This window comes from Marinomonas profundi, assembly GCF_020694005.1.
GTDB classification, from domain to species: Bacteria; Pseudomonadota; Gammaproteobacteria; order Pseudomonadales; family Marinomonadaceae; genus Marinomonas; species Marinomonas profundi.
On record NZ_CP073013.1, the window covers coordinates 2614671 to 2638166 of the forward strand.

A 23496-nucleotide genomic window follows, 5' to 3' on the forward strand; every position below is an offset into this window, starting at 1 on the left:
AAAAAGTAAATAAAAATAAAGTAAATAAAAAAGGAGACTTGTATGAGTGTTCAATATGTTAGCGCAGCTGAACTAATCGATTCTGATACTGAATCAACATCCCCATTTCCATTAAATATGTGGTATGTAGCGGCCTTGAGCTCTGAGCTTCAAGATAAACCTTTGCCCCGCACATTGCTTAATAACCACATTGTATTTTTCCGTACAGCTGATGGAAAAGCTTCGGCGCTTGAAGATAAATGTTGTCATCGATCTTTGCCTTTATCTCTGGGGACAGTCGAAGAGAGTGGTATTCGTTGTGGTTATCACGGATTATTATTTAATGGTGATGGAAAGTGTATAGAAATCCCGGGGCAAGACAAAGTTCCGCGTAAAGCCTTAGTATCCGCTTATTTTATTTGCGAACAAGACCATCTTATTTGGATCTGGTTTGGAGATAAGAATAATCAAGAACCAACTTGTCTTCCACCAAGTTACCCAGTTCATAATGCCCCCGAATATTTATTTGGCGGTGATGTATACCATTACGATGCCCCATATCAGTTAATACACGATAATTTATTGGACCTTAGTCATTTAGGGTATGTCCACCTTCATACGATTGGTGGAAATGCAAAATTGCATATGACCGCTGAGACTAAAGTTGAAAGCGACGAAAAAACAGTTCGTGTTATTCGTCATATGCCTGATTCTGTTCCACCTCCAACTTATTCTTTAGCTTATCCGTTTACAGGTAAAATTGATCGTTGGCAGGAGATTCTTTTTAAAATATCGCACCTAGAGATTTGGACTGGTGCTGTAGACGCAGGCTCTGATTCTTTAGAAAATCCTAATCGTGATGGATTTCATATGAAAGGTTTTCATGGCATTACGCCTGAGACGGAAACGACTTGTCATTATATATGGACTATGTCTACGAACCCTAAAAATGATCCAAAAGAAACGGCTAAAAAAGTCATTGAACAAACTAGATTGACTTTTGATGAAGATAAAGTGGTCATTGAGGCTCAGTATAAAAACATGCAAAGCTTTAAACATAATAAAATGCTGGATATACATGTGGATCTGGCACCAAACAGAGCGCGTCGTATTATCGAAACATGTCTAGTGCTAAATTCTGATGTATTAGAGAAATAGATGGTTGCAATGATTAAGTAATAAAAAATCAAAAATAATAAAAAGGTGATGAATATGAATATGAAAAATAAAAAAATAATTCTTTTTTTAGGTTGTATGTGGTCAACTTTTGCGTTTTCACAAACATACACATTACGTCTTGCTCATTTTTGGCCAGCCAACTCGAGCGTTGGCAACGTTATACAAGACTGGGCGAATTCAATTGAGAGTGATTCAAATAAACAACTAAATATTGAAATATATCCAAGTCAAACGCTTGCTAAAGCGGCACAAAGTTATACAGCAACGGTGAGCGGGATTGCCGATATTACTGTCACAGCTCAAGGCTATATGGCTGGTCGGTTTCCACTTACTCAGGTGGTGGAACTTCCTGGTTTGATTACTAATGCTGAAAATTCAAGCTGTGTTATCCAAAAACTTTATGACAATAAATTAATATCGGCAGAATATAGTGATACACATCCGTTATTTTTATTTGTTCATGGGCCAGGGCATATCCATACTAGCGACAAACAAGTTTCTACGCCAAGTGATTTAGAAGGAATGCGTATTCGCCGTGCAACAACGGTTGTAGCGGATTTGCTTAGTTCAATGAATGCTAATCCTGTCGGTATGCCAGCCCCAGAAACCTATCAATCGGCACAACGTGGCGTTATTCAGGGTGTGGCTTTTCCTTGGCAAGCAATGAAAGATTTTCGTCTAAATGAATTATTATCACATCATACAGAAATAGGTCTATACACACTCTCCTTTATCACTACTATGAATAAAAGTGCCTATAATAAACTGCCTGACGATCTTAAAAAAATACTCGATCAACACAGTGGTGAATACTGGTCGCGTGTGATGGGGAAAGCGTTAGATGATTTGGATGCTGATGGCCGGAAAGAAGCCATTGAGGCAGGGCATACCATTGAAACAATTAACAATGTTAATAGTGATCCAGTATGGGGGCCTATTACCAAAAAAGTGATAGCGTCTTATATTGAAAATATGGATTCTCAGTCAGAAAAAGCAGAAAATATTTATAATAAAGCTTTAGAGTATTCAACATTATGTGAATCAAATAAAGTGCTTTAAGTATTTATATAATACGGAAAAATACTAATATGAGCTTTTTATAATGGCGTCTAATCTCTACTAGATTTGTGTAAAAGGTAAAAGGTAAAAGGTAAGAAGCAATAAAAAAGCCTCGCAGATTCACTGCGGGGCTTTTTGTGTTTTTACGATTCGATTATTATTCAGCAGGTGGGTGTGTTTCTAAATAGCGGCTGTCTTCTTCTGGTAGCGGCTGATCATCGATGGCCGCTTCAAAGGCTTTTAGACGTTTGTAGATGGATAGCAATTCTACGATGGTGGTCCAAGAGTTAACCAAAAATTGAAACGAACCTTCTACTTGACTAAAGGCGTTGCTGATACGTTGGAAGATACCTAAGGTAAGGGCGCCAGCGACAATAGAAGGGCCAAGAGCAATAAGAGGTACTAAAACCCCAGCCTGTAAATAACCATATCGAACGATGTTGAAATACAAATAGTTTGCATATAGGTTGAAGTAGTTTTTGCGTACGTTTGAGAATAACTCTGATAGTTTAATGGGTTCTGCTCGCTCGGCATTATCTTCACCATAAACGAGTTCTTTTCGATAAGCGGCTTCAACGCGTTGGTTTTTGAACTCCAGCCCGGGCAGGCGAATACCCGCTACAGCCAAGAGTGTGGTGCCTATTATGGACCAAATAATGGCAATAAATACTAGGGCTTGCGGCACTTCTCCTATAAATGGCAGTTCTTTTACATAAGCCGATAGCCCCCACAAAACAGGGAGAAACGCCAATAGTGTCATCATTGAGTCGAGGAAGCGCACTCCCAAGGTTTCAACAATGCTGGCAAAACGCATGGTGTCTTCTTGGATACGCTGCGATGCCCCTTCTATGTGGCGTACTTGTTGCCATTTGGATGCGTAATGGTTGTTCATTGCGGTGCGCCAGCGAAAAACATAATGGCTAACAAAGAAGCTGTTTAATACCGCGACAGCAATAAAGACGAATGCAATGCCGGCAAACGTAAAAAGTTGAGCGAAGTATTCATCGAGCGTGATGCTATTGGGGGCGCTCAAGGCTTTCTGTATCAAGTCATAAAAGCTGCCATACCATTCATTAATCATCACACTGACTTGTACTTGGAACCAGGTGATGAATACAATCAATCCCGACCCAACGACAGACCATTTTGCCCATTTTTGACCGCCATAAACCACCCATGCGCCGATGAATAATCCATAACAAACCGCCATATATTGGTATAACCAAACATCTAATGCGGTACTTTGTGCGCTTTGAAAAGCGGCTTGTGCGGCGGCGTCAGCGCCTTCTGCTAATGCTGCTGGAAAATACACACCAAACAGAGACCCTAAACTGAGCAGGCCGCCTAAGTCTTGAACTTTTGCATACCAGCCAATAACGCAAACAAGAGCCCAAAGGGCAAAGCTAAGAAAGAAGAGCTTGGGTTTGGGAAAGAAAGAATGAAACACGGTTTAGTTTCTCTATATCAGTTGAATGATTCATAAGCCATTGATCTACCTGAGTTGTGTCATGGCGCTTTATCGGAGCTTAAACCAGTCAAGTGATAATCACAATCAAACGACCTTTAAGGAATCAGCAAAAAACACGACAATCGACGGTAAGACAGCATTTTTTCACTGAACTGTCTGTTACGCTGTGAAATTAGGACAACAGGAATGTTTTATGGCACAAGTTGATGTGTACTTGGTTCGTGCTTTTTCTATATCAGGACAAGGCGGAAATCTGGCTGGAGTAGTGTTGCAAGCTGATGCACTAACGGATCAACAAAAGCAGGCCATCGCCAAAGCAGTAGGCGTATCTGAAACAGCTTTTGTTAGTCAGAGTGATAAAGCCGATTTTCAGTTATCTTTTTTTACCCCAACAGTGGAAGTCGACTTTTGTGGTCACGCCACCCTGAGTGCGTTTTGGTTGTTGCATCATTTACAAAAAATCCCGCTAGGTAATTATCAACAGGAAACTAAAGTCGGAGTACTGGATGTTGAGGTTGCATCAAATTGTGGTGTCTTGATGAGTCAGAGTTTACCCGTTTGGTTGACTGAATTTAGCGCAGAGGAAATTGCACCTATGCTTGGGATTGACCCCCAGCTTATTGTTCAATTAGGTTTACCTATTCAGGCTGTGTCGACAGGTTTAGTGGACGTGATGATTCCAGTGCCTTACGGCGCGTTGGATTGCCTTGTTGTGGATCTGGAGGCGATAACACGTTTTTGTCAACAGCATCAATGTGTTGGCTTTCATGTTTTTGAGATGAATTCTCCTGATGAACCTTATACGGCAAATTGTCGAAACTTTGCACCAGCGGTTGGTATTCCTGAAGAGTCTGCTACAGGCAGTTCAAGCGGTGCGCTGGCGTGTTATTTAAATCGACACTTTGGCTCCCAACAAGCGGTTTTTGAGCAAGGCCGAGCAATGAATATGTCATCGCGTATTGTGACCCAGTTACGTGTGGAAAGCGGCGAGCTGGTATGTGTTCAAGTGGGAGGTGAGGGGGCAATGTATAAAGTCATGTCGTTTGAGTTCTAGTGGTAATAAAAAATCGGGCCGAGGCCCGATTTTTTTAACACTTTTTACCACACGTCTGCTTACGCGGCTTGGTTGTTTGCCACAACGGTTGCAATGGCTTTATCAAGACGAGCAAGGCCATCGGCAATGTCTTGTTCGGTGATGATCAAAGACGGCGCTAAGCGTAATACGTTTGGTCCGGCGACCAATGCAAGTAAACCTTCGGCGGCAGCGGCTTTGATAATTTCACCGGCTTTACCGGTGAGACTATCGACCATTTCGGCACCAATGAGCAGACCCATACCACGAATGTCTTTAAAGACATGGTGCTTTTCGTTAATGGCTTTCAAGCCTTCCACAAAAAGGTCGTGACGTTTCGCCACGCCACCTAATACTTCTGGCGTGTCGACGATATCGATCACCGCTTCGGCGATAGAGCACGCCATTGGGTTGCCGCCATAAGTGCTACCATGGGTACCAAATGCTAGGCTTTTGGCGGCTTTTTCTGTCGCAAGCATCGCGCCAACGGGGAAACCATTGCCTAAGGCTTTGGCGGTTGTTAATACATCGGGTGCCACGCCTAGCTGCTCATAGGCGAAAAGCGTACCCGTTCGGCCAACGCCAGATTGCACTTCGTCATAAACCAATAGGGCGTTGTGTTGGTCACATAGCTCACGCACTTGTTTGGCAAATTCAAGGTCGGCTGGAATAATACCGCCTTCGCCTTGAATAGGCTCCATCACCACCGCACAGGTCTTATCGCTAATAATGGCTTTAAGTTGTTCAATGTTGTTGTAATCACAATGCTTGATACCGCCTGGCGTTGGCTCAAAACCTTCTTTGTATTTTGCTTGTCCACCGACAGAGACGGTAAACAAGGTACGGCCATGAAACGATTTATTAAAGGCGATAATTTCGTGTTTCTCTGGACCAAAATGGTCGAAGGCGTAACGACGAGCCAATTTAAACGCGGCTTCGTTGGCTTCTGCGCCACTGTTGGCAAAAAACACTCGGTCGGCAAAAGTTTTTTCGGTCAGTTTTTTGGCCAAGCGTAGGGCTGGCTCATTCGTCATGACATTAGACAAATGCCATAGTTGACCTGCTTGCTCACGCATAACCTTAACCAAGGTTGGGTGGCAATGCCCCAATGCGGTCACCGCAATGCCGCCGGCAAAATCGACGTACTCTTTGCCTTCGGTGTCCCACACGCGAGAGCCTTCACCACGCACAGGAATAATGGCGGAAGGGGCATAGTTGGGAACCATTACTTCGTCAAACGTTGCTCTCGTTACTTGTTCTGTCACTTTGATATCCATCTTAAAAAAAGACCTCTTAAAAATAGGTGGCCGTAAAGACGGCCACCTTTTGGTTTATATCAGATTTCTTAATTCACGAATAGCGACAGTGATCATCGCCAACGTTAATTCACTTTCTGTTTTTATTTCGCTGAACGTTGCTCGATAATGCTTGATACTGTCATTATTCGATTCGCGCCAATGCGCCAGGCGTTGCTCTAATTTTTTGATATCAGGGCTAGACTGTATAACTTCCTGAGTGAGGGTGCGCAGACTGTTGTCTACTTCGTCACCAAGCCCACCTTTTGCACGACGCTGCCACATATCGTCAGCGGGTAGTTCACTGACTCTATGGCGTAACCAATGCAGTTCTAGGTCCATTTCAAGCGCAAAGTAGGTTTGAGCCACATCCAACACTTCGGTTTCGGTATTAGTCGCAACACGAATAATGTCTAATCCGTAGAAGAGGTAGTGAAGAGACGACAATCTTTCCGCTATTTCGGCTGGAATGTTGTGCTCAACCAAGCGAGTGGTAATGTCGGCCAAGTGCGCTTGACTGGATTCCGTCAGAATGGCTTGCATGTTGGCGCTAATAATATCGACACCAGGTTTGTAGGTGTCTTTTAGGCGCTGAATGGACAAGCTTTCACGGGTGTTACGCAACAACCAGAGCGTGGCGCGTTCTAATAATCCTTGGATTCGAATCAGTAGACCGTTTAACACCGAGTTTTCTACGGTGAAGTCTAGGCCGTTAATGGCGTCCCAAAGAGCGGGAATAGCAAAAATGTCTTCGGCGGCCATGTAGGCTCGTACGACATTCAACGACGACGCACTGGTTTCCTCTTGCATATAAGTGCTAAAGGTTGGTCCCATGCGGTTGCCAAGGTTGTTCGTCACGTGTCCGGCGATGATTTCTTGAATCAGCGGATGTGACGCCATTTGGCCGTCGAAGTGTTTGGTCAGCTGGGTGGGGAAGTATTCGTTGATTTGTGTGGTTAAATCCACATCGTCACCAATACCATCTTCGACCAACTGCTCAGACAGTTTGATTTTAGAATAAGCCAATAACACGGAAATTTCGGGGCGGGTTAAGCCTAGCCCTTTGTTTAAGCGTTTCTTGATTTGCGCATCGCTAGGCAAGTATTCAATTTCACGGTTTAAGCGACCTTCGCGTACCAGTGATTGAATTAAACGCCAGTGATCGGCCAAGCGTTCAGGTGCTTGTGCGTTGGCCAAAGACAAAACATGGCTTTGGCCAAGGTTGTGGCGCAACACAAGGCTGCCCACTTCATCGGTCATTTCAGCCAGCAAGCTGTTGCGTTGCTTCTCGGTTAGATCGCCGTTTTCAACCACGCGGTTAAGCAGGATCTTGATGTTAACCTCGTGATCCGAGCTGTCGACACCCGCCGAGTTGTCAATCGCGTCAGTGCTAATTAAACCGCCTTTTTGAGCAAATTCAATTCGGCCTAACTGTGTAAACCCTAGGTTGCCACCTTCGCCAACGATTTTGCAGCGTAGCTCTTTGCCATTTACACGCAGTCCGTTATTGGCACTGTCGCCGGCATCGGCATGAGATTCTGTATCCGATTTCACGTAAGTACCGATACCGCCGTTCCACAGTAGATCAACCGGGGCTTTTAGAATTGCGTTGATCAAATCGGTTGGTGCCATGGATTTGACATTGCCTTCAATACCCAACGCTTTACGGATGTCAGCGTTGATCGGAATGGATTTCGCAGAACGATTGAAAATACCGCCGCCTTTGGAAATCAGCTCTTTGTTGTAATCTTCCCAAGAAGAACGAGGCAACTTGAACATACGTTCACGTTCCACGAAAGAGGTTGCCGCGTCGGGTGTTGGGTCGATGAAAATGTGCATGTGGTTAAACGCAGCCACTAGCTGGATGTGTTTAGACAACAGCATGCCGTTACCAAATACGTCGCCTGCCATGTCGCCAACGCCAACGGTGGTGAAGTCAGTGGTTTGGCAATCAATGCCAATTTCTTTGAATTGACGTTTAACCGATTCCCAAGCGCCACGAGCGGTGATGCCCATTTTTTTATGGTCGTAACCATTGGAGCCGCCAGACGCAAACGCATCGCCTAACCAGAAGTTGTATTTTGCTGAAATGCTGTTGGCTAAATCGGAGAAAGTTGCCGTGCCTTTGTCTGCTGCTACCACCAAGTATGGGTCGTCTTCGTCGTAACGTAATACCGACAGAGGTGGAACCACTTCGTTTTGTACTAGGTTGTCGGTAATGTCGAGCAAGCCGCTAATGAAGGTGGTGTAGCAATGGATTACTTCTGCTTGCACTTCTTCACGGGAGGCGTTCTTTTTCAATTGCTTGGCAACAAAGCCGCCTTTGGCGCCAGACGGTACGATAACTGCGTTTTTGACCATTTGAGCTTTAACAAGACCCAATACTTCGGTACGGAAATCTTCCATCCGATCGGACCAACGAAGACCGCCACGGGCGACTTTACCGCCACGCATGTGAATACCTTCAACCCAAGGCGCATAAACGAAAATTTCGAATTTCGGTCTTGGTAGTGGTACCGCTGGAATCAGTGAAGGATCCAGTTTGAAAGACACATAGTCTTTGACTTCGCCTTCAGCGCCCGCTTGATAGAAGTTGGTTCTTAGCATGGCTTGAATCACTGACAAGTAGTGTTTCAAAATGCGGTCTTCATCTAGATTGGCGACCTGATCCAATTCTAGCTCGATTTTTTCAAGCAGTTTGTGGACTTTATCGTCACGCTTAGCGTCTTGGCTTGGGTCGAAGCGTTGCTCGAATAGTTGCACCAAAAGACGGGCGATGCCGGCGTTTTTTTCTAAGGTTTGCTGCATATATTGCAACGAGAAAGGCACTTGTAATTGCGTCAAGTACTTAGTCAAAGCGCGTAGCATGGTGACTTGGCGCCATGTTAAAGAAGCACTGAGGACTAGGGCGTTAAAGCGATCATTTTCGACGCGACGGCGGAAGACCTGATTAAACGCGTCTTGGAAAGCTTCGCGCTGGGCGTTTTTCTCAAGGTTAACATCGGCGTCAACACTGATGGCAAACTCAACCACCCAAGTGTTGGTGATGCCGTCGCCATTGTGGTCAAGTTCATAGGGACGGGCTTCTAACACGCGTAAGCCCATGTATTCTAATATTGGCAATACATCGGATAAAACTAAGGTTGTGCCCGCGCCATAGACTTTGAAGAAGTAGTTGTTTTTAGCCTGACCGACTTGACGGTAAATGTGCGTTGAGGTGTCGCCTTCGCCGGCTAATTGGCTCAAACGCTCGATGTCTAATACCGCCGCGTTAGGGGAGAAATCTTCGCGGTAAGCGGCGGGCAAATAAGGCACGTAATCATTGAACAGAAGATTGCCGCTTTCTTCGCCATGGCTTTTATGAAGAGCGTTAAGCAGCTTGTCTTCCCAAGAGCTCATGGCGTCTTGCATCTTACGTTGAATGTCTTCTACGTCGATGGTTGGGCTGTTTTTAGGGTCAGCAATTTGAATGGTGAAATTGACTCGAGCCAAGACCAGCTGAGAAAATTGCACATTGAATTCAGAGCTGGTGCCATTGCAGGCGCTCATTAGAATGTCTTGCATTTTCATGCGCAGTTCTGTGTTGTAGCGATCGCGTGGCACGTAAACCAAGGCATTGAGGAAGCGACCGTAAATGTCTTTGCGTAGGAAAACGCGTAGCTGACGGCGCTCTTGAATGGCAAGAATGCTTTCGATGGTGCTAAACAGTTCGTCTACCGGCGCTTGTAGCATTTCGTCACGAGGGTAGCTGTTAAGAATGTGCTTTAAGTTTTTTCCCTTGTGGCTGCTTGGGTCCACATTGGCTTTTTCGACAATGACATTGAGCTTTTTACGCAGTAGTGGAATGTCTTGCAAACGGGCGATGTAAGCGGCAGAAGAATACAGGCCGAAGAAGCGCCACTCACCAATCACATTGCCTTTTTTGTCAAAGCGTTTGATGCCAAGGTAATCAAGATGAACAGGGCGATGAACTGTCGAAACCGCCGTCGACTTGGTTAGAATGAGGATGTTGTTGCTATCAACGGCGAGCTTGGCAAGATTGTCTTGTAAAACGATGTCACGTTTGACTTTTTTGTCGTTAATGTCGCGGAATGTACCCAGACCTGAGCCTTCCACCAATTTAAGATGCGTCTCATTGCCCTCGACCGCAAGATCATAGGCGCGAAAACCGATAAAGGTGAAATGGTCGTTAGCGACCCAGCGCAAGAAATCCAGAATCTCTTGGTGTTCTTCATTGCCTTTCAAGTGCGCTAATTGCTCTGACTCTTCGATGATGTTGCTTAATCTGGTTTTCATCGTTGGCCAATCCGTCACGGTCTTTTTGACATCGACTAGACTATCAAGCAGCTCTTCTTTAATTTCGTCTAGCAAGTTGATGTCTGACAAACGGTCAATTTCAAAGCGCATCAAGGCTTCATGAGAGTTTGATTCAAGGTTAATGCCTTGTAGCTCGCCTTTCTTGTTGCGTTCCACTGGCACCATTGGGTGAGAGGTCATGTGAATAGTATGGCCAAGACGTACTAGCGCCATATTAAAAGACGAGACAAGGAAAGGCATGTCGTCGGTTAAAATTTCAATAACGGTGTGGGTTGATTGCCAGCTGTGTTCTTCATAGTTGGGGTTGTAAACACGAACTTTTGGCTGGTGTGCTGGGCGTTGTTGTAAAAAGTCCCACAAGCAGACAATCGTGCCGTAAAGGTTTTCTATGGATTCATTAACCAAGTCTTCCGTTAGCGAGTCCTGGAAGTAAAGCTGGGCAAGTTGAATCAAGTGGTTTGCTTCGGGGGCGTTGAAGTGTTCGTTGATTTCTACTTCAACGCGTTCGATTAATTCGTTTTTTTTATGATCAGTCATTAGAACTTATCCCTCATCGTGGTGTTCTTAATAAAACTAGTGGTGTTCTTATTATAAAACTAGTCGTTAGCGCTGTATTACGAAAGTATTCGGTTTGGACTCTGGATATGATTATTATGAAAATTTCACTCCTTTGATAGTTGGTAACTTATCTAATTGCGACATATTGTTACTATGTCTGGTTAATAGGGGTAAAAAAGTCTTGCTCAATGTGAAAAAAACCTTTGTTATCCATTTTAAACGAAATAAACTCCTTTTTAGCCCACAGTTCGCAGGATAATATTTTGTACAAGAGTGAATTTGCATCAAGAGAAATCATGCAGGCAAGCAAAAAGCCGTTAAAGTACGGTTTTTTGCTGTTGCCACATTATTCTATGCTGGGTTTTTCTTCCGCCATTGAGACATTGCATATGGCGAACTGGGTGACAGGAAAAGAGCTTTATTCTTTTTGTACTATCAGCCATGAGGAACGACAAACCCCTTCAAACACGGGTGTTACAAGTGTTTCGGATTACCTAACCAGTGATGCTCCAGGGGATCTAGATGCGATTTTTGTCTGCGGGGCGTCTCCCGTGACAAAAAACGAAAATCAGACTTTAGAAAATTGGCTAAAGAAACAAGCCAAAAAAAGAGTCGGCCTAGGTGGTGTTTGCACGGGTAGCTATTTGCTGGCCAAAGCGGGCTTGTTAGATGGTTATCGCGCCACGATTCATTGGCGTAGTTTGGCGAATTTGCGCGACGAGTTTCCACAAACGATGGTCTCTAATCATTTGTTTGAAGTGGATCGTGACCGTTATACCTGTAGTGGCGGTACGGCCGCTATGGATATGATGTTATTTTTGATTGGCAAGCAACACGGCATGTCGCTGGCGAGCAGTATTTCTGAGCAATTTGTGTGTGAGAGAATTCGTACCCACGAAGACCCGCAGCGCATTCCTTTGCAGACCAGAATAGGGACGGGGCAGCCAAAATTAGTTGAAGCGGTGCAGTTGATGGAAGCCAATATCCAAGAGCCTCTTTCTTCTGACGATATTGCTTATCATGTCGGTGTTTCTAGGCGCCATTTGGAGCGTCTTTTTAAAAGTAATTTGGATACGGTGCCCTCTCGTTATTATTTGGAACTACGCTTACAGCATGCCAAGCAGTTGATTGTTCAAACCGATAAGACCATGACGGAGGTTGGCGTGGCGTGCGGATTTGGTTCTGCGCCTCATTTTAGTACAACTTACAAAGGTTTTTTTGGGCTAACGCCACGGGATGAGCGTAATAAAATTCACCCTAAACGCGATGAGCCTGTCCACACAGACAGGAAAAAGAGGCAACTCTGGAAAAAGTAATTTAAACTATGGGTTTGGTTGGTTTTGGCGTGTTTTTTGTATCATACCAACCTGTCTGGTGCTTGTTTAGTACGGGGCTAGGTGTTCGGGTAAACCTCATCCATTTAAGAGGTTGTCGCTAAAGGCAGTCAGCGAAGGTTGGATACGTTCTGTAGGCCTGATGAGGGGGGTACGACCGTGATCAGGCGTATGACGTTATTTAGCCTGCAATTGGTTGACTTATATTGTTTTTGTAGGTCGTGGCTTTAGCCCGACAAGGCGTCATTTGTCGTGGTGAGTTTTTTGTCGGCATGCTTTCTTTATAAGGGCAAATCGCGACCTACAAGATAGACGAAAGTCGTTTTGCGACAACCTCTTTAAGAGGGGTAGGTGTTTAAGTTTAATAAAGGTGTTTAAGTCATGGTGCGTTCAATAGCGTTATTGACTGAATGTTTTACAATAAGAAGCTCATAGAAGCTCATGACAAAAGAAGGTAGAAAACATGTCGAAAGTCCCTGCGTTAGAGCTTGTTAATATTCACAAAACGTTTGGTGATGTTGAAGTATTAAAAGGTATTTCTTTAAAAGCATATGACGGGGATGTCATTTCCATTCTTGGCTCTAGTGGCTCTGGTAAAAGTACTTTTTTACGTTGCATCAACCTGCTTGAGAACCCCACCCAAGGCGATATCATTTTTAATGGTAATAAATTGGATTTAGTGCCAGAAGGCGCTGATTTGGTTGCCAGTAATATGAAGCAACTAACGCAAATGCGTCAGCAAATTGGTTTTGTCTTTCAAAGCTTTAATTTGTGGCCTCACATGACAATTTTACAAAATGTGATGGAAGGGCCGCTCAATGTGTTAAAGCGCCCGAAGCAAGAAGTGGCTGAGTACGCTGAGCATTTATTGCGTAAGGTGGGGATCGCTGAGAAAAAAGACATGTATCCCAATCAGTTATCTGGTGGTCAGCAGCAACGTGTGGCCATCGCCAGAACGCTTGCCATGGACCCACAGGTCATTTTGTTTGATGAGCCTACGTCCGCGTTAGATCCAGAATTGGTCGGCGAGGTGCTTGGGGTAATGCGAAATCTAGCAGACGAGGGGCGGACTATGCTTATCGTCACGCATGAAATGAATTTTGCCCGTGAAGTGTCCAGTGAAGTGGTGTTTCTACATCAAGGTATAGTGGAAGAAAAAGGCACGCCAAGCCAGGTGTTTGGTGCGCCAAAGTCGGAACGTTGTAAGGCATTTTTATCCAGTACTTTCTAGGTAAAAGATAAACCATGATGGTGAACATGGTGGTGTACACGGTAATAGAAGAGACAAAATAGATAAGTTTTGCTTCGGACGTTGCTAAACTCAATCATACAAGAAAATAAATAAACAAAAGGTACTTTTTATGAAACTGAAAAAAATGGTTCTAGGTTCGGCGTTGTTGTTAGGCGTGGCTATTTCATCTGTGTCTGTGCAAGCGGCTGAGAAAGTTCGTTTCGTGACAGAAGGTGCTTGGGCGCCGTTTAACTTTATTGATTCCGCGGGTCAGCCGCAGGGTTTTGATGTGGATATTGCCCGTGCATTGTGTGCCAAAATGTCGACTGATTGTGAAATCTTAACGCAAGATTGGGATGGTTTGATTCCGGGTCTTAAAGTGCGCAAGTTTGATGCGATTATCGCGTCTATGTCGATTACGGAAGAGCGTCTGAAAGTCGTGGATTTCACCAATAAATATTACTCTGGTGGTTTGCGCTTCATGGGTCGTGTTGGTGAAAAATTTGATTTGACCGACCTTGCTGGCAAAACAATCGGTGCGCAACGTGCCACTTTGGGTGCACAATTCCTAGAAGACAACTTTGCTGACAAAGCGGATTTGAAATTCTATGACAATCAGGACAATGTTTATCTAGACCTTATTTCTGGGCGTTTGGACATTGTATTGTCTGACGAATTGCCAACCTATAACTGGTTGAAAACGTCTGAAAGCGGCTCTAAATTTGAGTTTAAAGGCGATGCATTCATGAAGACGGATAATATTGCCATTGCTATTCGCCAAGGTGATGACAAGTTGAAAGGCCAATTAAATAAGGCGCTTGATGCCATTCTAGCCGACGGCACTTATCAGAAAATCAATGCCAAATACTTCCCGTTCTCTATCTACTAAGGGTAGATGTTTGTTAGCGTTTCTCGGCGCGTTGCGCCGAGAAACGAATATTAAGCTTACTCTGAGAAAAAACTATGATTGATCTTCATGGATTCGGTGATCAGCTGCTGCAAGGTGCTGTTGTTACCTTGGAGCTAGCGCTGTCGTCACTGTTTGTCGGTTTAATTCTGGGGTTATTGGGCGCTTCGGCGAAATTATCCTCTTTCAAGGTGCTGCGTTGGATTGCCCATGGCTATACCACGATTATTCGCGGTATTCCTGAGTTACTCACCGTTCTAATCATTTATTTTGGCGCAACCAGTGTTTTGATGGCCATTGCTGGCGTCTTTGGCTATGACGAATATATCGAAGTGGGCGCCTTTGCCGCTGGGGTTACGGCACTGGGTTTGACGTTTGGCGCTTACGCAACGGAAGTCTTTCGGGGCGCATTGCAATCTATTCCAAAAGGTCAGCATGAAGCCGCGATAGCTTTAGGAATGGGGCCGATTCGAAAGTTTTATCGAATTATTTTGCCGCAGGTATGGCGAATCGCCTTGCCAGGGTTAGGGAATTTGTTTTTGGTCTTGCTCAAAGACACCGCGTTGGTCTCGGTTGTGGGGTTAGACGATATTATGCGTAAAGCCAATATTGCCGTGAGTAGTACCAAAGAGGCGTTTTTGTTTTATTTGGTGGCGGCCTTTATGTATTTGGCGTTGACAATTATCTCTATGGTGTTTGTTTCCTACATGGAAAAACGCGCTAGCCGTGGTTTGATAAGGGGATAATGTATGGATTTTTCGGTTGTTGTTGAATATTTTCCTCGATTGTTAGAAGGGGCGTGGGTCAGCCTACAATTGGTTATTGTTTCTATTGTCTTGGGTGGTGTGTTTGCTCTGCCGATTGCATTGGCGAGAATTTCCCCAGTGGCGTGGATCCGAGCGGTGCCTTTTGCTTATATCTTTTTCTTTCGTGGCACCCCTCTGCTGGTGCAGATATTTTTGGTGTACTACGGTGCGTCACAGTTTGATGTGGTACGAGAAAGCTTTTTATGGCCAATATTGAGGGAGCCGTTTTGGTGTGCCATTATCGCTTTTACCTTAAATACGTCCGCGTATACGGCTGAAATTTTTCGTGGGGCGATCCAAGCGATTCCTCAAGGTGAGGTGGAAGCTTGTAAAGTATTGGGGATGACAAAAGCGCAGATGTATCGTCGTATTTTGTTACCACGTGCGTTTGGTATCGTGTTACCAGCGTATGGTAATGAAATTATTTTGATGCTGAAAGGCAGTGCGTTGGCCAGTACCATTACTATTTTGGATCTGACGGGAATGGCAAGAACCATTATTGCTAGAACCTATACTCCAATGGAAATCTTTTTGGCGGCTGGGGCGATTTATTTGCTGATTAGCATTGTGATTATTGCCATATTTCGTCAAATTGAACTGCGTCAAAATCGTTATCTTGGGACCTTATCGATTAAGGTGCCAGACAAGGGTTGAGGTAGAGAGATACATTTCAGCAAAGCGAAAAAGTAAACGATGGTTTTTTCGCTTTGCTGGTGTATTTTTCAGGTACTGAATCAGATTTAGCTGATATTCATACTGATGCGCAGATTAAATTGCGTCAGCGCCCGTTTCGCCAGTACGAATACGGATGATTTGTTCAAGTGCGGTGACAAAGATTTTGCCATCGCCAATTTTGCCTGTGTTGGCGCTTTGTTGGATAGCCTCAATGGCACGTTCTACTTGATCTGTTTCTACCGCAAGTTCTAGTTTCACTTTTGGCAGAAAATCGACGACATATTCTGCACCACGATATAGCTCAGTATGACCTCGCTGGCGACCAAACCCTTTCACTTCTGTGACGGTGATGCCGTTAATCCCAATTTCAGAGAGCGCTTCACGCACTTCATCTAGTTTAAAAGGCTTAACAATGGCCGTTATTAATTTCATTTTTTCTCTCCATACGAATAAAGCATCACTAAAAATACCACTCTATCGTAAAAGTCGCCACCGGCATGATGGCGGTTTGTGGTTAATTAAAATAGGGGGCTTCGTTATAGGTGCCCCTCATTGCGCTAATAAAGCTTTTTTAAGCAAGTAAATGTAAATTACAGTCCATTCAAGGCGTCTAGGTCGTCATACTGTGGTTCATGGTATTTTCGTCCTAGGTCGTGAACGGCGTCAATCAAGTATTTTGGGTGATCAGGGTTCACGAATTGATGGATGCCGTGGCCAAGGTTAAAGACATGGCCGCTGCCAGTGCCAAAACCAGACAGCACGTTTTCGACTTCGCGCTCTATGACGTCTTTGCCTGCGTACAGTACACAAGGGTCGATATTACCTTGCAACGCCACATTATGGCCCACGCGAGCTCGCGCTTCGGCAATGTCTGTCGTCCAGTCTAAACCTAGAGCGTCTGGCCCTGTTGCGGCCATGTTTTCTAACCATTGACCGCCATTTTTGGTGAATAAAATAACCGGGATTCTTTTGCCTTCGTGAACCCGAATAAGGCCGTTTAGAATCTGCTTCATGTATAACAATGAAAACTGCTGATACATTGGGCCACTGAGTACGCCGCCCCATGTGTCAAAAATTTGCAGCGCCTGCGCCCCAGCCAATATTTGGCCATTTAGGTAGGCTGTGACGGATTTAGCCAGTTTATCTAGCAGAGCGTGCAGGGTATTCGGGGATTGATACATCATTGCTTTGATGTGACGGAAGTCTTTGCTGGAGCCGCCTTCCACCATGTAAGTCGCTAGCGTCCATGGGCTGCCAGAAAAACCGATTAATGGTACTTCTCCGTTTAAAGCATGGCGAATGGTAGTGACGGCCTTCATAACGTAATCGAGATCGCTGGCCGTCGTAACGGGAATGGCATCCACATCGGCTTTGCTACGAATAGTGTGTTTGAATTTAGGCCCTTCGCCGGTTTCAAAATACAGCCCTAAACCCATGGCGTCTGGAATGGTTAAGATGTCTGAAAATAAAATCGCCGCGTCTAATTCATAGCGTTTCAGCGGTTGTAAAGTCACTTCGCAAGCAAACGCATCGTTTTTACAAAGACTCAAAAAGTCGCCTGCAGTGGCGCGACTGGCACGATATTCTGGCAAATAGCGTCCGGCCTGTCTCATCATCCATACAGGGGTAGTATCGACCGGTTGTTTGAGTAATGCGCGCAAGAAGCGGTCATTTTTGAGCTCAGGAAACATTAAGACTCTCCAGGGTAAATTTCAGTGGACGCATTTTACCTAAGTTGCGTAGGAAAAGCAGAACGAATAAGCACAATTTATGAGAAGGCGAGATAAAAGGCCAATATTATTGATCTATGGCAGGCTTTGTTAATGGCTATTTGTCGTGCTTATTTGCTGTCGAGCCAATCGCTGAATCTGTCGGAGAGTCAGTCGCCTAAATGCGTTTTTAAGCTGTATTTTTGCACGCGTTGAGCGGCATTTTCTATGTCTTGATTGGCGTGCAGGTCTGTTAAAACCCCTGGGAATGCGGCTCTGGTTTGTTGTACGTTCATGCCAGGCGTAAGGCGAGGGGAATATAATGCTTTAAGCAGTAAGTAATCCAATGGGCTAAGATAGGTGTCGATGCTGACATCGTTAAAAATCGAAGGAAACACCTCGTTAGAGTCGTTTGGAAGCCCAAGCAATTGGGTGATCTCTTCGATAATGCAGTCTAAAAAACGCGCTTTTCTACGAGCGTGGTCGACGGGAATAATAATACTTCCTCGGGTTATTTCGTATTGTTTATTATGACGAAAGTTCCCTAGACAAATGGCTTCGTCGAGCGCCGCTCGAATTTTTTCTGGATCGCCTATGTATTGTCTGACTTTGTTTTCCAGATTGTCGTAAGTGGTGAAGATGACAAAAATATTGGCGTCTTTAGGCTCCTTAGTAAAATCAATCGACAAGCCAGTAATGTGAGCAAGATGTTGGGCATGAACACTAAGCAGTTCTTTTTGTAGGCTGGCATCGCCACCGTCACTTTCAAAAAACAGTTTGATGGGCGTGTTCCAGCGTATGAGTTTGGGGTGTTTGGTTTCTTTGTATTCTCGCTCTAAGGCAATTTTTATAAAGCTTTCTTGGAGATAAGCATCGTCCTGCCAGCGCGCTTGTCCGAAAGAACAAGAGGCAATGAAAAAGGCGAATAAAAAAAGGCTATAGCGGATCATCGGCTTTAGGGTGGGTAAGTAGGTCGGTATAATGTTGAAGCGCTGCGAAGGAGTCGGGCGTAAAAAGCAGCTTGTCTTTGTTGTCAGAAATGCTGTTTATGCTCATTTCATGGATTGAGGCAACTTCTTTGGGTTGTAAGTTTAGTTCGCCATGTTGCGCGCTATCATAGTGACAGGTATAGATCTTGCCCCAGATTTTGAACCCTTCGCCTTCGGTAAGAAACACTCCTTGGCTTTCAAGCGGGGCGTCAAAACCAAGCTCTTCTTGCAATTCTCTGTGCGCGGAGTCGATATAGGACTCATCTTTTTCCACGACACCGCCTGTTGTAATGCCGTAATAACCGGGGCAAAAGGCTTTATTATCGGTTCTTTTTTGAACGAGCAGGTTGCCTTTCTGGTTAAATACCAAGATATAGGTCACGCGGTGGTAGTCTTTACCAAAGTTCATTAACCGTCGTGGCACATCGCCAATAACCCGGTTGTTTTTGTCGACTAAGATAATGACCTCGTCATTTTCAGACATAAAATACTCTGTTTAAAAAGTGAATCCAGTGGAAGGCAAAAGGGTATCGGCATTTTTGCTGAAAGAAAAGGTTTCTTGGCCTTACTTTTTGGCCTTGTTGGGTTATTTTAAAAAAAGCGACCTGTTTTTTGGTTTTGTGCACAGGTGCGTAGATTGCGAATCATCTTTTGCAAAAAAGCAGTATGATGAAAGTTTATTTTTCAGCTTCATTAGGTAGAGAAAATGACCATTTTAAACCATGATTTTTTGGCTTTAACGCTGGCAAACCCAGAGAGTATTACGCCATTTCAAGTGTCTTTTTCTAGCGGAGTGGGGTTTGTTGAAGAGACTGGTATTTTACGACTTGAGCCCAAGCAAGCGAGTGCGGTTAGCTTGGTATTATCAGTGGGTATCCATGGTAATGAAACGGGTCCAATTGAGTTAGTTAATCAGTTGGTCAGTGATATTTTGACCAATAAGGTGACTTTAGGAGTTCGTCTATTGGTGATTATTGGTAATCCCGTGGCGGCAAATGCGGCGCAACGTTTTTGTGATGTCAATTTGAATCGATTATTTAACGGTGCTTGGCAGCATTATGAGGGCTTTGAGGCAAAAAGAGCCCAGCGTCTTGAAAAAGCCGTCAGTGATTTTTACGCTTTGTCGCCAGCCGATAGCGAACAAATACGCTTACATTATGACCTGCATACTGCTATTCGGGGTTCAGTGCATGAAAAGTTTGTGATTTATCCTTTTGTCGAAAAGGCTGTTTATAACAAACAGCAGTTGGGTTTTCTGGCGGCTAGCGGGATAGAGGCGGTGTTGCTGTCTCATCAGTCGACCACCACGTTTTCTTATTACAGTCATGCAGTGCATGCGGCACATGCTTTTACCGTCGAGCTGGGCAAGGTTCATCCATTTGGAAAAAACGATGTGTCGCGCTTTAGTGAATTGGAAAAGGCTTTACTTTTGTTGATCGAAAAAGCGCAATTCGCTCAGACCCCATTGTCTGCATTGCGTGTGTTTTCTGTGCAGGACGCCTTGGTTAAAGATGACGACAGCTATCAACTGAACATTGCCCCTAACGCCAGTAACTTCACCCAATTTGAAGCGGGTTATCAATTGGCTCACTCTTTAAAAAGCGAGTATCGGATAAAGCAAAATGGCGATGCGATTGTATTTCCTAACACCAATCTTCCTATTGGGCAGCGAGCGGGTTTAGTGGTACGTGCTATTGCCGCCGAGGACTTGTCGCTGGTTTAGCGGCTATTGGTTTTGGTTATTGGTTTAGCTGCTACGAGACGTTGAGATGTTAAAATGAGTGTTAGGGTGTTTTTTTAATAATACCGATAGGAGATTCAGGCTGCCCCCTTGAATCTCTTTTTTTTATATCGTATTGTTACGTTATAACGTATTTAAAAGGTGTTAAATAATGAATAAGGTGTTTTTTGCGTTGGGTGTTTCTGTGTTGTCACCCTTGGCTTTGGCCAAACCCGTTATAGCGACCAGTGTTAAGCCTGTTTCTATGATTGTCGCTGCGATTGCGGGCGATAAGGCAGAGATCCAACAAATTGTCTCGAGCACCGCATCGCCTCATGATTTTGCGATGCGTCCTTCAGATTTAAAGAAAATCATTAATGCCGATACCGTGGTTTGGGTAGGCGAGTCGTTAGAAGGTTTTTTGGAAAAGCCGCTTGAGAATGCTGGCAAAGAAAAATCTTCCATTGAGTGGTTGGCGCTAGAAGGTATGAAGCTGCATAACTTTGCTCAAGAGCACGACGACCATGAACCTCATGCTGGCGAACATCATGACGAGCACGCAGCCCATGCTGGCGAACATCATGACGAGCACGCAGCCCATGCTGGCGAACATCATGACGACCATGAAGGTCACGATCATACCGGTATTGACCCGCATGTATGGCTTTCGCCAGATAATGCTTTAGTGTTAGCAAAAGCGGTGACAGTGCGTTTGGCTTCTTTAGATTCGGCAAATGCGGCGTATTATCAAGGTAATTTAGCGGCCTTTGAAAAAGGGCTTAGTGCTAAAGATGCCGAAATACGTCAAGCGTTGAATAAGGTAAATACCGTACCTTATATTGTGTTTCATGACGGCTATAGCTATTTTGAACAGCATTATGGCTTGCAAAATGCGGGTGAAATTACCGTTAGCCCAGAACGTAAGCCGGGTGCGAAAAAAGTCGCTGAAATTCGTCGTGAAATTGAAGAGCACAAAGTGCAGTGTGTGTTCAGTGAGCCGCAATTTAGTCCCGCTATCGTGACTACCTTGCTGGAAGGCTCTAACGTAAAAACAGCGTCTTTGGACCCATTGGGTGGCGAAGTGAAGATGGGCAGCAATGCTTACTTTGCATTTTTAGACAATTTGAGCGGCCAATTCCTTAGCTGCTTAAGATAATGCTTTCTCGCGACCAAAGAGCAAATGACGAAAATTTGCTCTTTGGTAGGCGACCTGCTTCCTCCTCTGTATAATAATGCCACTTTATGATTATTGCATTGAGCAGCGAGGCTTTATGAGCGATCCAATTAATTTGAGTGCCGATTCGAGTACCGACTCTTATCTCCTTCTTGAGAGCGCTCGACGCACTTTATCGACCCAAGCTCAAGCTCTAGCGAATTTAGCCAGTCAAGTAACCGAAGAATTCCCCAAAGCCGTTCGAATGATTCTGGCCAGCAAGGGCCGTACGATTATTTGTGGTATGGGAAAATCCGGCTTGATAGGCAAAAAAATCGCCGCGACATTGGCTTCGACGGGAACGCCGAGTTTCTTCCTTCACCCTGGTGAGGCTTTTCATGGTGATTTAGGCATGATTCAGCCGGAAGACGTTTTGGTGTTGATTAGCTTCTCTGGTGAAACCGAAGAGCTGATGCGCTTATTGCCTTCGCTAAAAAGTTTCGGTAATCCGAGTATTGCCATGGTAGGAAACATTGATTCTACCTTGGCGAAGCACTGTGATTGCGTGCTGGATCTGTCTATCGACAAAGAAACCTGCCCCAATAACCTTGCCCCAACTACATCGACAACTATGACCACCGCCATGGGCGATGCGTTGGCCGTGGCGTTGATGGAGTGTCGTAATTTCCAGCCACAAGACTTTGCGCGTTTTCACCCGGGTGGAAGCTTAGGTCGTAAGTTATTAACTCGCGTTAAAGACCTGATGCACAAAGACAATCTGCCTATCTGTACGCCAGACACCACCTTAAAAGACGCTATTTCTGTGATGACTCATGGCAGAATGGGGGTGGTATTGATTCAAGACGCAGGTAAGTTACTGGGAATCTTTACCGATGGTGACTTACGTCGAGCCATGTTAAAAGAAAGCGAAGGCATGATACATAAAACCATGGCAAGCTTGATGACGCCGAACCCTAAGACTATCAATGAAAATGTGATGATAGTGCAAGCTGAAGAACAAATGCTACGGGATAAAATCACCTTGCTGGTGGTGGTGGACAACACGCAAACGCTAACTGGCATATTGGAAATTTACGATCGATAAACGCTTCTACTCATTTTACGCCGCTTTAGACTTGTTTAGAGTGAGCAAACTAGATTAACAATGGAGTTCTCATGACGCAGTCATCTCAAGCATCAAAAATCATTAAAATTGGTCACAAAATTGAACTTGCCAATCACCTTCCTTTTGTTTTGTTCAGTGGTGTGAACGTATTAGAGTCCCGTGACCTAGCCATGCGAGTGGCAGAAGAGCATGTGAAAGTCACCGACGCCTTGGGGATTCCTTATGTGTTTAAAGGCTCTTTCGATAAAGCGAATCGTTCTTCTATTAACTCTTTCCGTGGCCCTGGCATGGAAGAAGGCTTGAAAATTTTACAAGAGATCAAAGACACCTTTGGCGTGCCAGTGATTACCGATGTGCACGAAGCTTATCAGTGCGCGCCAGTGGCTGAAGTCGCAGATGTGATCCAATTGCCTGCTTTCCTATCGCGCCAAACAGACTTAGTGATTGCGATGGCCAAGACAGGCGCAGTAATTAATATCAAAAAAGCGCAGTTTTTAGCCCCTCATGAAATGAAGCATATTCTGACCAAATGCGAAGAAGCGGGTAACAGCAATTTGATGCTTTGTGAACGCGGCACCATGATGGGTTACAACAACTTGGTGGTCGACATGCTGGGCTTTGGCGAAATGAAAAAATTTGGCTACCCAGTAATGTTCGACGTTACTCACTCTTTACAGCGTCCGGGTGGCCGTGAAGATTCTGCCGATGGCCGTCGTGCACAAGTGACCGAATTGGCGCGCGCGGGTATGTCGCTTGGCTTGTCTAGCTTGTTCTTAGAAACGCACCCCGATCCTGATAATGCTAAATGCGATGGCCCATGCGCTCTACCTTTGGGTAAATTGGCACCTTTCCTGAAGCAAATGAAGCAGCTTGATGAGTTAGTGAAAACCTTCGAAGTATTGGACACGAGCGCTTAATA

At 44.7% G+C, this 23496-nt stretch carries 19 protein-coding genes; 12 read left to right on the forward strand and 7 right to left on the reverse strand.

Features of this window, described 5'->3' with window-relative positions:
* Positions 1-42 precede the first annotated feature (42 nt).
* A complete protein-coding gene (locus J8N69_RS12230; protein ID WP_168825904.1) occupies positions 43-1137 on the forward strand; it encodes an aromatic ring-hydroxylating dioxygenase subunit alpha in 1095 nt (364 codons plus the stop codon).
* 54 nt (positions 1138-1191) lie between these two features.
* Positions 1192-2217 carry a TRAP transporter substrate-binding protein gene (locus J8N69_RS12235; protein ID WP_211085085.1) on the forward strand — a complete coding sequence of 342 codons (1026 nt, stop codon included), beginning with the start codon at positions 1192-1194 and terminating at the stop codon, positions 2215-2217.
* A 157-nt stretch (positions 2218-2374) separates the two neighbouring features.
* Here the strand turns inward: J8N69_RS12235 and sbmA are convergent, their stop codons facing one another.
* Entirely contained in the window at positions 2375-3664 is a 1290-nt protein-coding gene (gene sbmA, locus J8N69_RS12240; RefSeq protein WP_168825908.1) for a peptide antibiotic transporter SbmA, read from the reverse strand.
* Between the two features lie 214 nt (positions 3665-3878).
* Between sbmA and J8N69_RS12245 the strand changes: the two genes are divergently transcribed.
* Entirely contained in the window at positions 3879-4739 is an 861-nt protein-coding gene (locus J8N69_RS12245; protein WP_168825910.1) for a PhzF family phenazine biosynthesis protein, read from the forward strand.
* 59 nt (positions 4740-4798) lie between these two features.
* Here J8N69_RS12245 and J8N69_RS12250 read toward each other — a convergent pair whose 3' ends face one another.
* Together J8N69_RS12250 and J8N69_RS12255 are read right to left on the reverse strand one after the other, a co-directional pair.
* Positions 4799-6034: an aspartate aminotransferase family protein gene (locus J8N69_RS12250; protein WP_168825912.1), complete on the reverse strand. Its 1236-nt coding sequence runs from the start codon at positions 6032-6034 to the stop codon at positions 4799-4801.
* Between the two features lie 54 nt (positions 6035-6088).
* Positions 6089-10906: an NAD-glutamate dehydrogenase gene (locus J8N69_RS12255; protein WP_168825914.1), complete on the reverse strand. Its 4818-nt coding sequence runs from the start codon at positions 10904-10906 to the stop codon at positions 6089-6091.
* A 317-nt stretch (positions 10907-11223) separates the two neighbouring features.
* On the opposite strand from J8N69_RS12255, the gene J8N69_RS12260 reads away from it, so the two are divergent.
* The 5 genes from J8N69_RS12260 to J8N69_RS12280 all read left to right on the forward strand — a co-directional run bounded on the left by J8N69_RS12260 (position 11224) and on the right by J8N69_RS12280 (position 15859).
* Complete coding sequence (locus J8N69_RS12260; RefSeq protein ID WP_168825916.1) at positions 11224-12243, forward strand: GlxA family transcriptional regulator; 1020 nt, start codon at positions 11224-11226, stop codon at positions 12241-12243.
* 481 nt (positions 12244-12724) lie between these two features.
* Positions 12725-13492, forward strand: coding sequence for an ABC transporter ATP-binding protein (locus J8N69_RS12265; RefSeq protein WP_168825917.1), 768 nt, complete (start codon positions 12725-12727; stop codon positions 13490-13492).
* A gap of 130 nt (positions 13493-13622) precedes the next feature.
* Positions 13623-14381, forward strand: a complete 759-nt coding sequence (locus J8N69_RS12270; RefSeq protein ID WP_168825918.1) for a transporter substrate-binding domain-containing protein — start codon at positions 13623-13625, stop codon at positions 14379-14381.
* 74 nt (positions 14382-14455) lie between these two features.
* Positions 14456-15145, forward strand: coding sequence for an ABC transporter permease (locus tag J8N69_RS12275; RefSeq protein WP_168825919.1), 690 nt, complete (start codon positions 14456-14458; stop codon positions 15143-15145).
* Positions 15146-15148: 3 nt separating this feature from the next.
* On the forward strand, positions 15149-15859 hold the full coding sequence (locus J8N69_RS12280) for an ABC transporter permease (RefSeq protein WP_168825921.1): 711 nt from the start codon (positions 15149-15151) through the stop codon (positions 15857-15859).
* Between the two features lie 114 nt (positions 15860-15973).
* Here J8N69_RS12280 and J8N69_RS12285 read toward each other — a convergent pair whose 3' ends face one another.
* The 4 genes from J8N69_RS12285 to J8N69_RS12300 form a co-directional block, all read right to left on the reverse strand.
* Complete coding sequence (locus J8N69_RS12285) at positions 15974-16312, reverse strand: P-II family nitrogen regulator (RefSeq protein WP_168825923.1); 339 nt, start codon at positions 16310-16312, stop codon at positions 15974-15976.
* Between the two features lie 158 nt (positions 16313-16470).
* Positions 16471-17571 (reverse strand): uroporphyrinogen decarboxylase, encoded by a 1101-nt coding sequence (gene hemE / locus J8N69_RS12290; RefSeq protein WP_168825926.1) that lies wholly within the window; start codon positions 17569-17571, stop codon positions 16471-16473.
* Positions 17572-17759: 188 nt separating this feature from the next.
* On the reverse strand, positions 17760-18539 hold the full coding sequence (locus tag J8N69_RS12295; protein ID WP_168825928.1) for a DUF2927 domain-containing protein: 780 nt from the start codon (positions 18537-18539) through the stop codon (positions 17760-17762).
* Positions 18526-19062 (reverse strand): NUDIX hydrolase, encoded by a 537-nt coding sequence (locus J8N69_RS12300; protein WP_168825930.1) that lies wholly within the window; start codon positions 19060-19062, stop codon positions 18526-18528. The genes J8N69_RS12295 and J8N69_RS12300 overlap by 14 nt, the downstream gene beginning before the upstream one ends.
* Positions 19063-19284: 222 nt before the next feature.
* Here J8N69_RS12300 and astE point away from each other — a divergent pair, with 222 nt between their 5' ends.
* The 4 genes from astE to kdsA all read left to right on the forward strand — a co-directional run bounded on the left by astE (position 19285) and on the right by kdsA (position 23494).
* On the forward strand, positions 19285-20301 hold the full coding sequence (astE, locus tag J8N69_RS12305; RefSeq protein ID WP_168825931.1) for a succinylglutamate desuccinylase: 1017 nt from the start codon (positions 19285-19287) through the stop codon (positions 20299-20301).
* 169 nt (positions 20302-20470) lie between these two features.
* A complete protein-coding gene (znuA, locus tag J8N69_RS12310; protein ID WP_168825933.1) occupies positions 20471-21454 on the forward strand; it encodes a zinc ABC transporter substrate-binding protein ZnuA in 984 nt (327 codons plus the stop codon).
* 115 nt (positions 21455-21569) lie between these two features.
* Positions 21570-22556 (forward strand): KpsF/GutQ family sugar-phosphate isomerase, encoded by a 987-nt coding sequence (locus tag J8N69_RS12315; RefSeq protein ID WP_168825935.1) that lies wholly within the window; start codon positions 21570-21572, stop codon positions 22554-22556.
* A gap of 71 nt (positions 22557-22627) precedes the next feature.
* Positions 22628-23494, forward strand: coding sequence for a 3-deoxy-8-phosphooctulonate synthase (gene kdsA, locus J8N69_RS12320; RefSeq protein WP_168825936.1), 867 nt, complete (start codon positions 22628-22630; stop codon positions 23492-23494).
* The last annotated feature ends 2 nt before the right edge of the window (positions 23495-23496 follow it).

Bases quoted from the DNA above. Each gene is read 5' to 3' on its own strand.
- J8N69_RS12230 (WP_168825904.1), top strand. From the start codon at position 43: ATGAGTGTTCAATATGTTAGCGCAGCTGAACTAATCGATTCTGATACT.
- J8N69_RS12235 (WP_211085085.1), top strand. From the start codon at position 1,192: ATGAATATGAAAAATAAAAAAATAATTCTTTTTTTAGGTTGTATGTGG.
- J8N69_RS12245 (WP_168825910.1), top strand. From the start codon at position 3,879: ATGGCACAAGTTGATGTGTACTTGGTTCGTGCTTTTTCTATATCAGGA.
- J8N69_RS12250 (WP_168825912.1), bottom strand. From the start codon at position 6,034: ATGGATATCAAAGTGACAGAACAAGTAACGAGAGCAACGTTTGACGAA.
- J8N69_RS12255 (WP_168825914.1), bottom strand. From the start codon at position 10,906: ATGACTGATCATAAAAAAAACGAATTAATCGAACGCGTTGAAGTAGAA.
- J8N69_RS12260 (WP_168825916.1), top strand. From the start codon at position 11,224: ATGCAGGCAAGCAAAAAGCCGTTAAAGTACGGTTTTTTGCTGTTGCCA.
- J8N69_RS12265 (WP_168825917.1), top strand. From the start codon at position 12,725: ATGTCGAAAGTCCCTGCGTTAGAGCTTGTTAATATTCACAAAACGTTT.
- J8N69_RS12270 (WP_168825918.1), top strand. From the start codon at position 13,623: ATGAAACTGAAAAAAATGGTTCTAGGTTCGGCGTTGTTGTTAGGCGTG.
- J8N69_RS12275 (WP_168825919.1), top strand. From the start codon at position 14,456: ATGATTGATCTTCATGGATTCGGTGATCAGCTGCTGCAAGGTGCTGTT.
- J8N69_RS12280 (WP_168825921.1), top strand. From the start codon at position 15,149: ATGGATTTTTCGGTTGTTGTTGAATATTTTCCTCGATTGTTAGAAGGG.
- J8N69_RS12285 (WP_168825923.1), bottom strand. From the start codon at position 16,312: ATGAAATTAATAACGGCCATTGTTAAGCCTTTTAAACTAGATGAAGTG.
- hemE (WP_168825926.1), bottom strand. From the start codon at position 17,571: ATGTTTCCTGAGCTCAAAAATGACCGCTTCTTGCGCGCATTACTCAAA.
- J8N69_RS12295 (WP_168825928.1), bottom strand. From the start codon at position 18,539: ATGATCCGCTATAGCCTTTTTTTATTCGCCTTTTTCATTGCCTCTTGT.
- J8N69_RS12300 (WP_168825930.1), bottom strand. From the start codon at position 19,062: ATGTCTGAAAATGACGAGGTCATTATCTTAGTCGACAAAAACAACCGG.
- astE (WP_168825931.1), top strand. From the start codon at position 19,285: ATGACCATTTTAAACCATGATTTTTTGGCTTTAACGCTGGCAAACCCA.
- znuA (WP_168825933.1), top strand. From the start codon at position 20,471: ATGAATAAGGTGTTTTTTGCGTTGGGTGTTTCTGTGTTGTCACCCTTG.
- J8N69_RS12315 (WP_168825935.1), top strand. From the start codon at position 21,570: ATGAGCGATCCAATTAATTTGAGTGCCGATTCGAGTACCGACTCTTAT.
- kdsA (WP_168825936.1), top strand. From the start codon at position 22,628: ATGACGCAGTCATCTCAAGCATCAAAAATCATTAAAATTGGTCACAAA.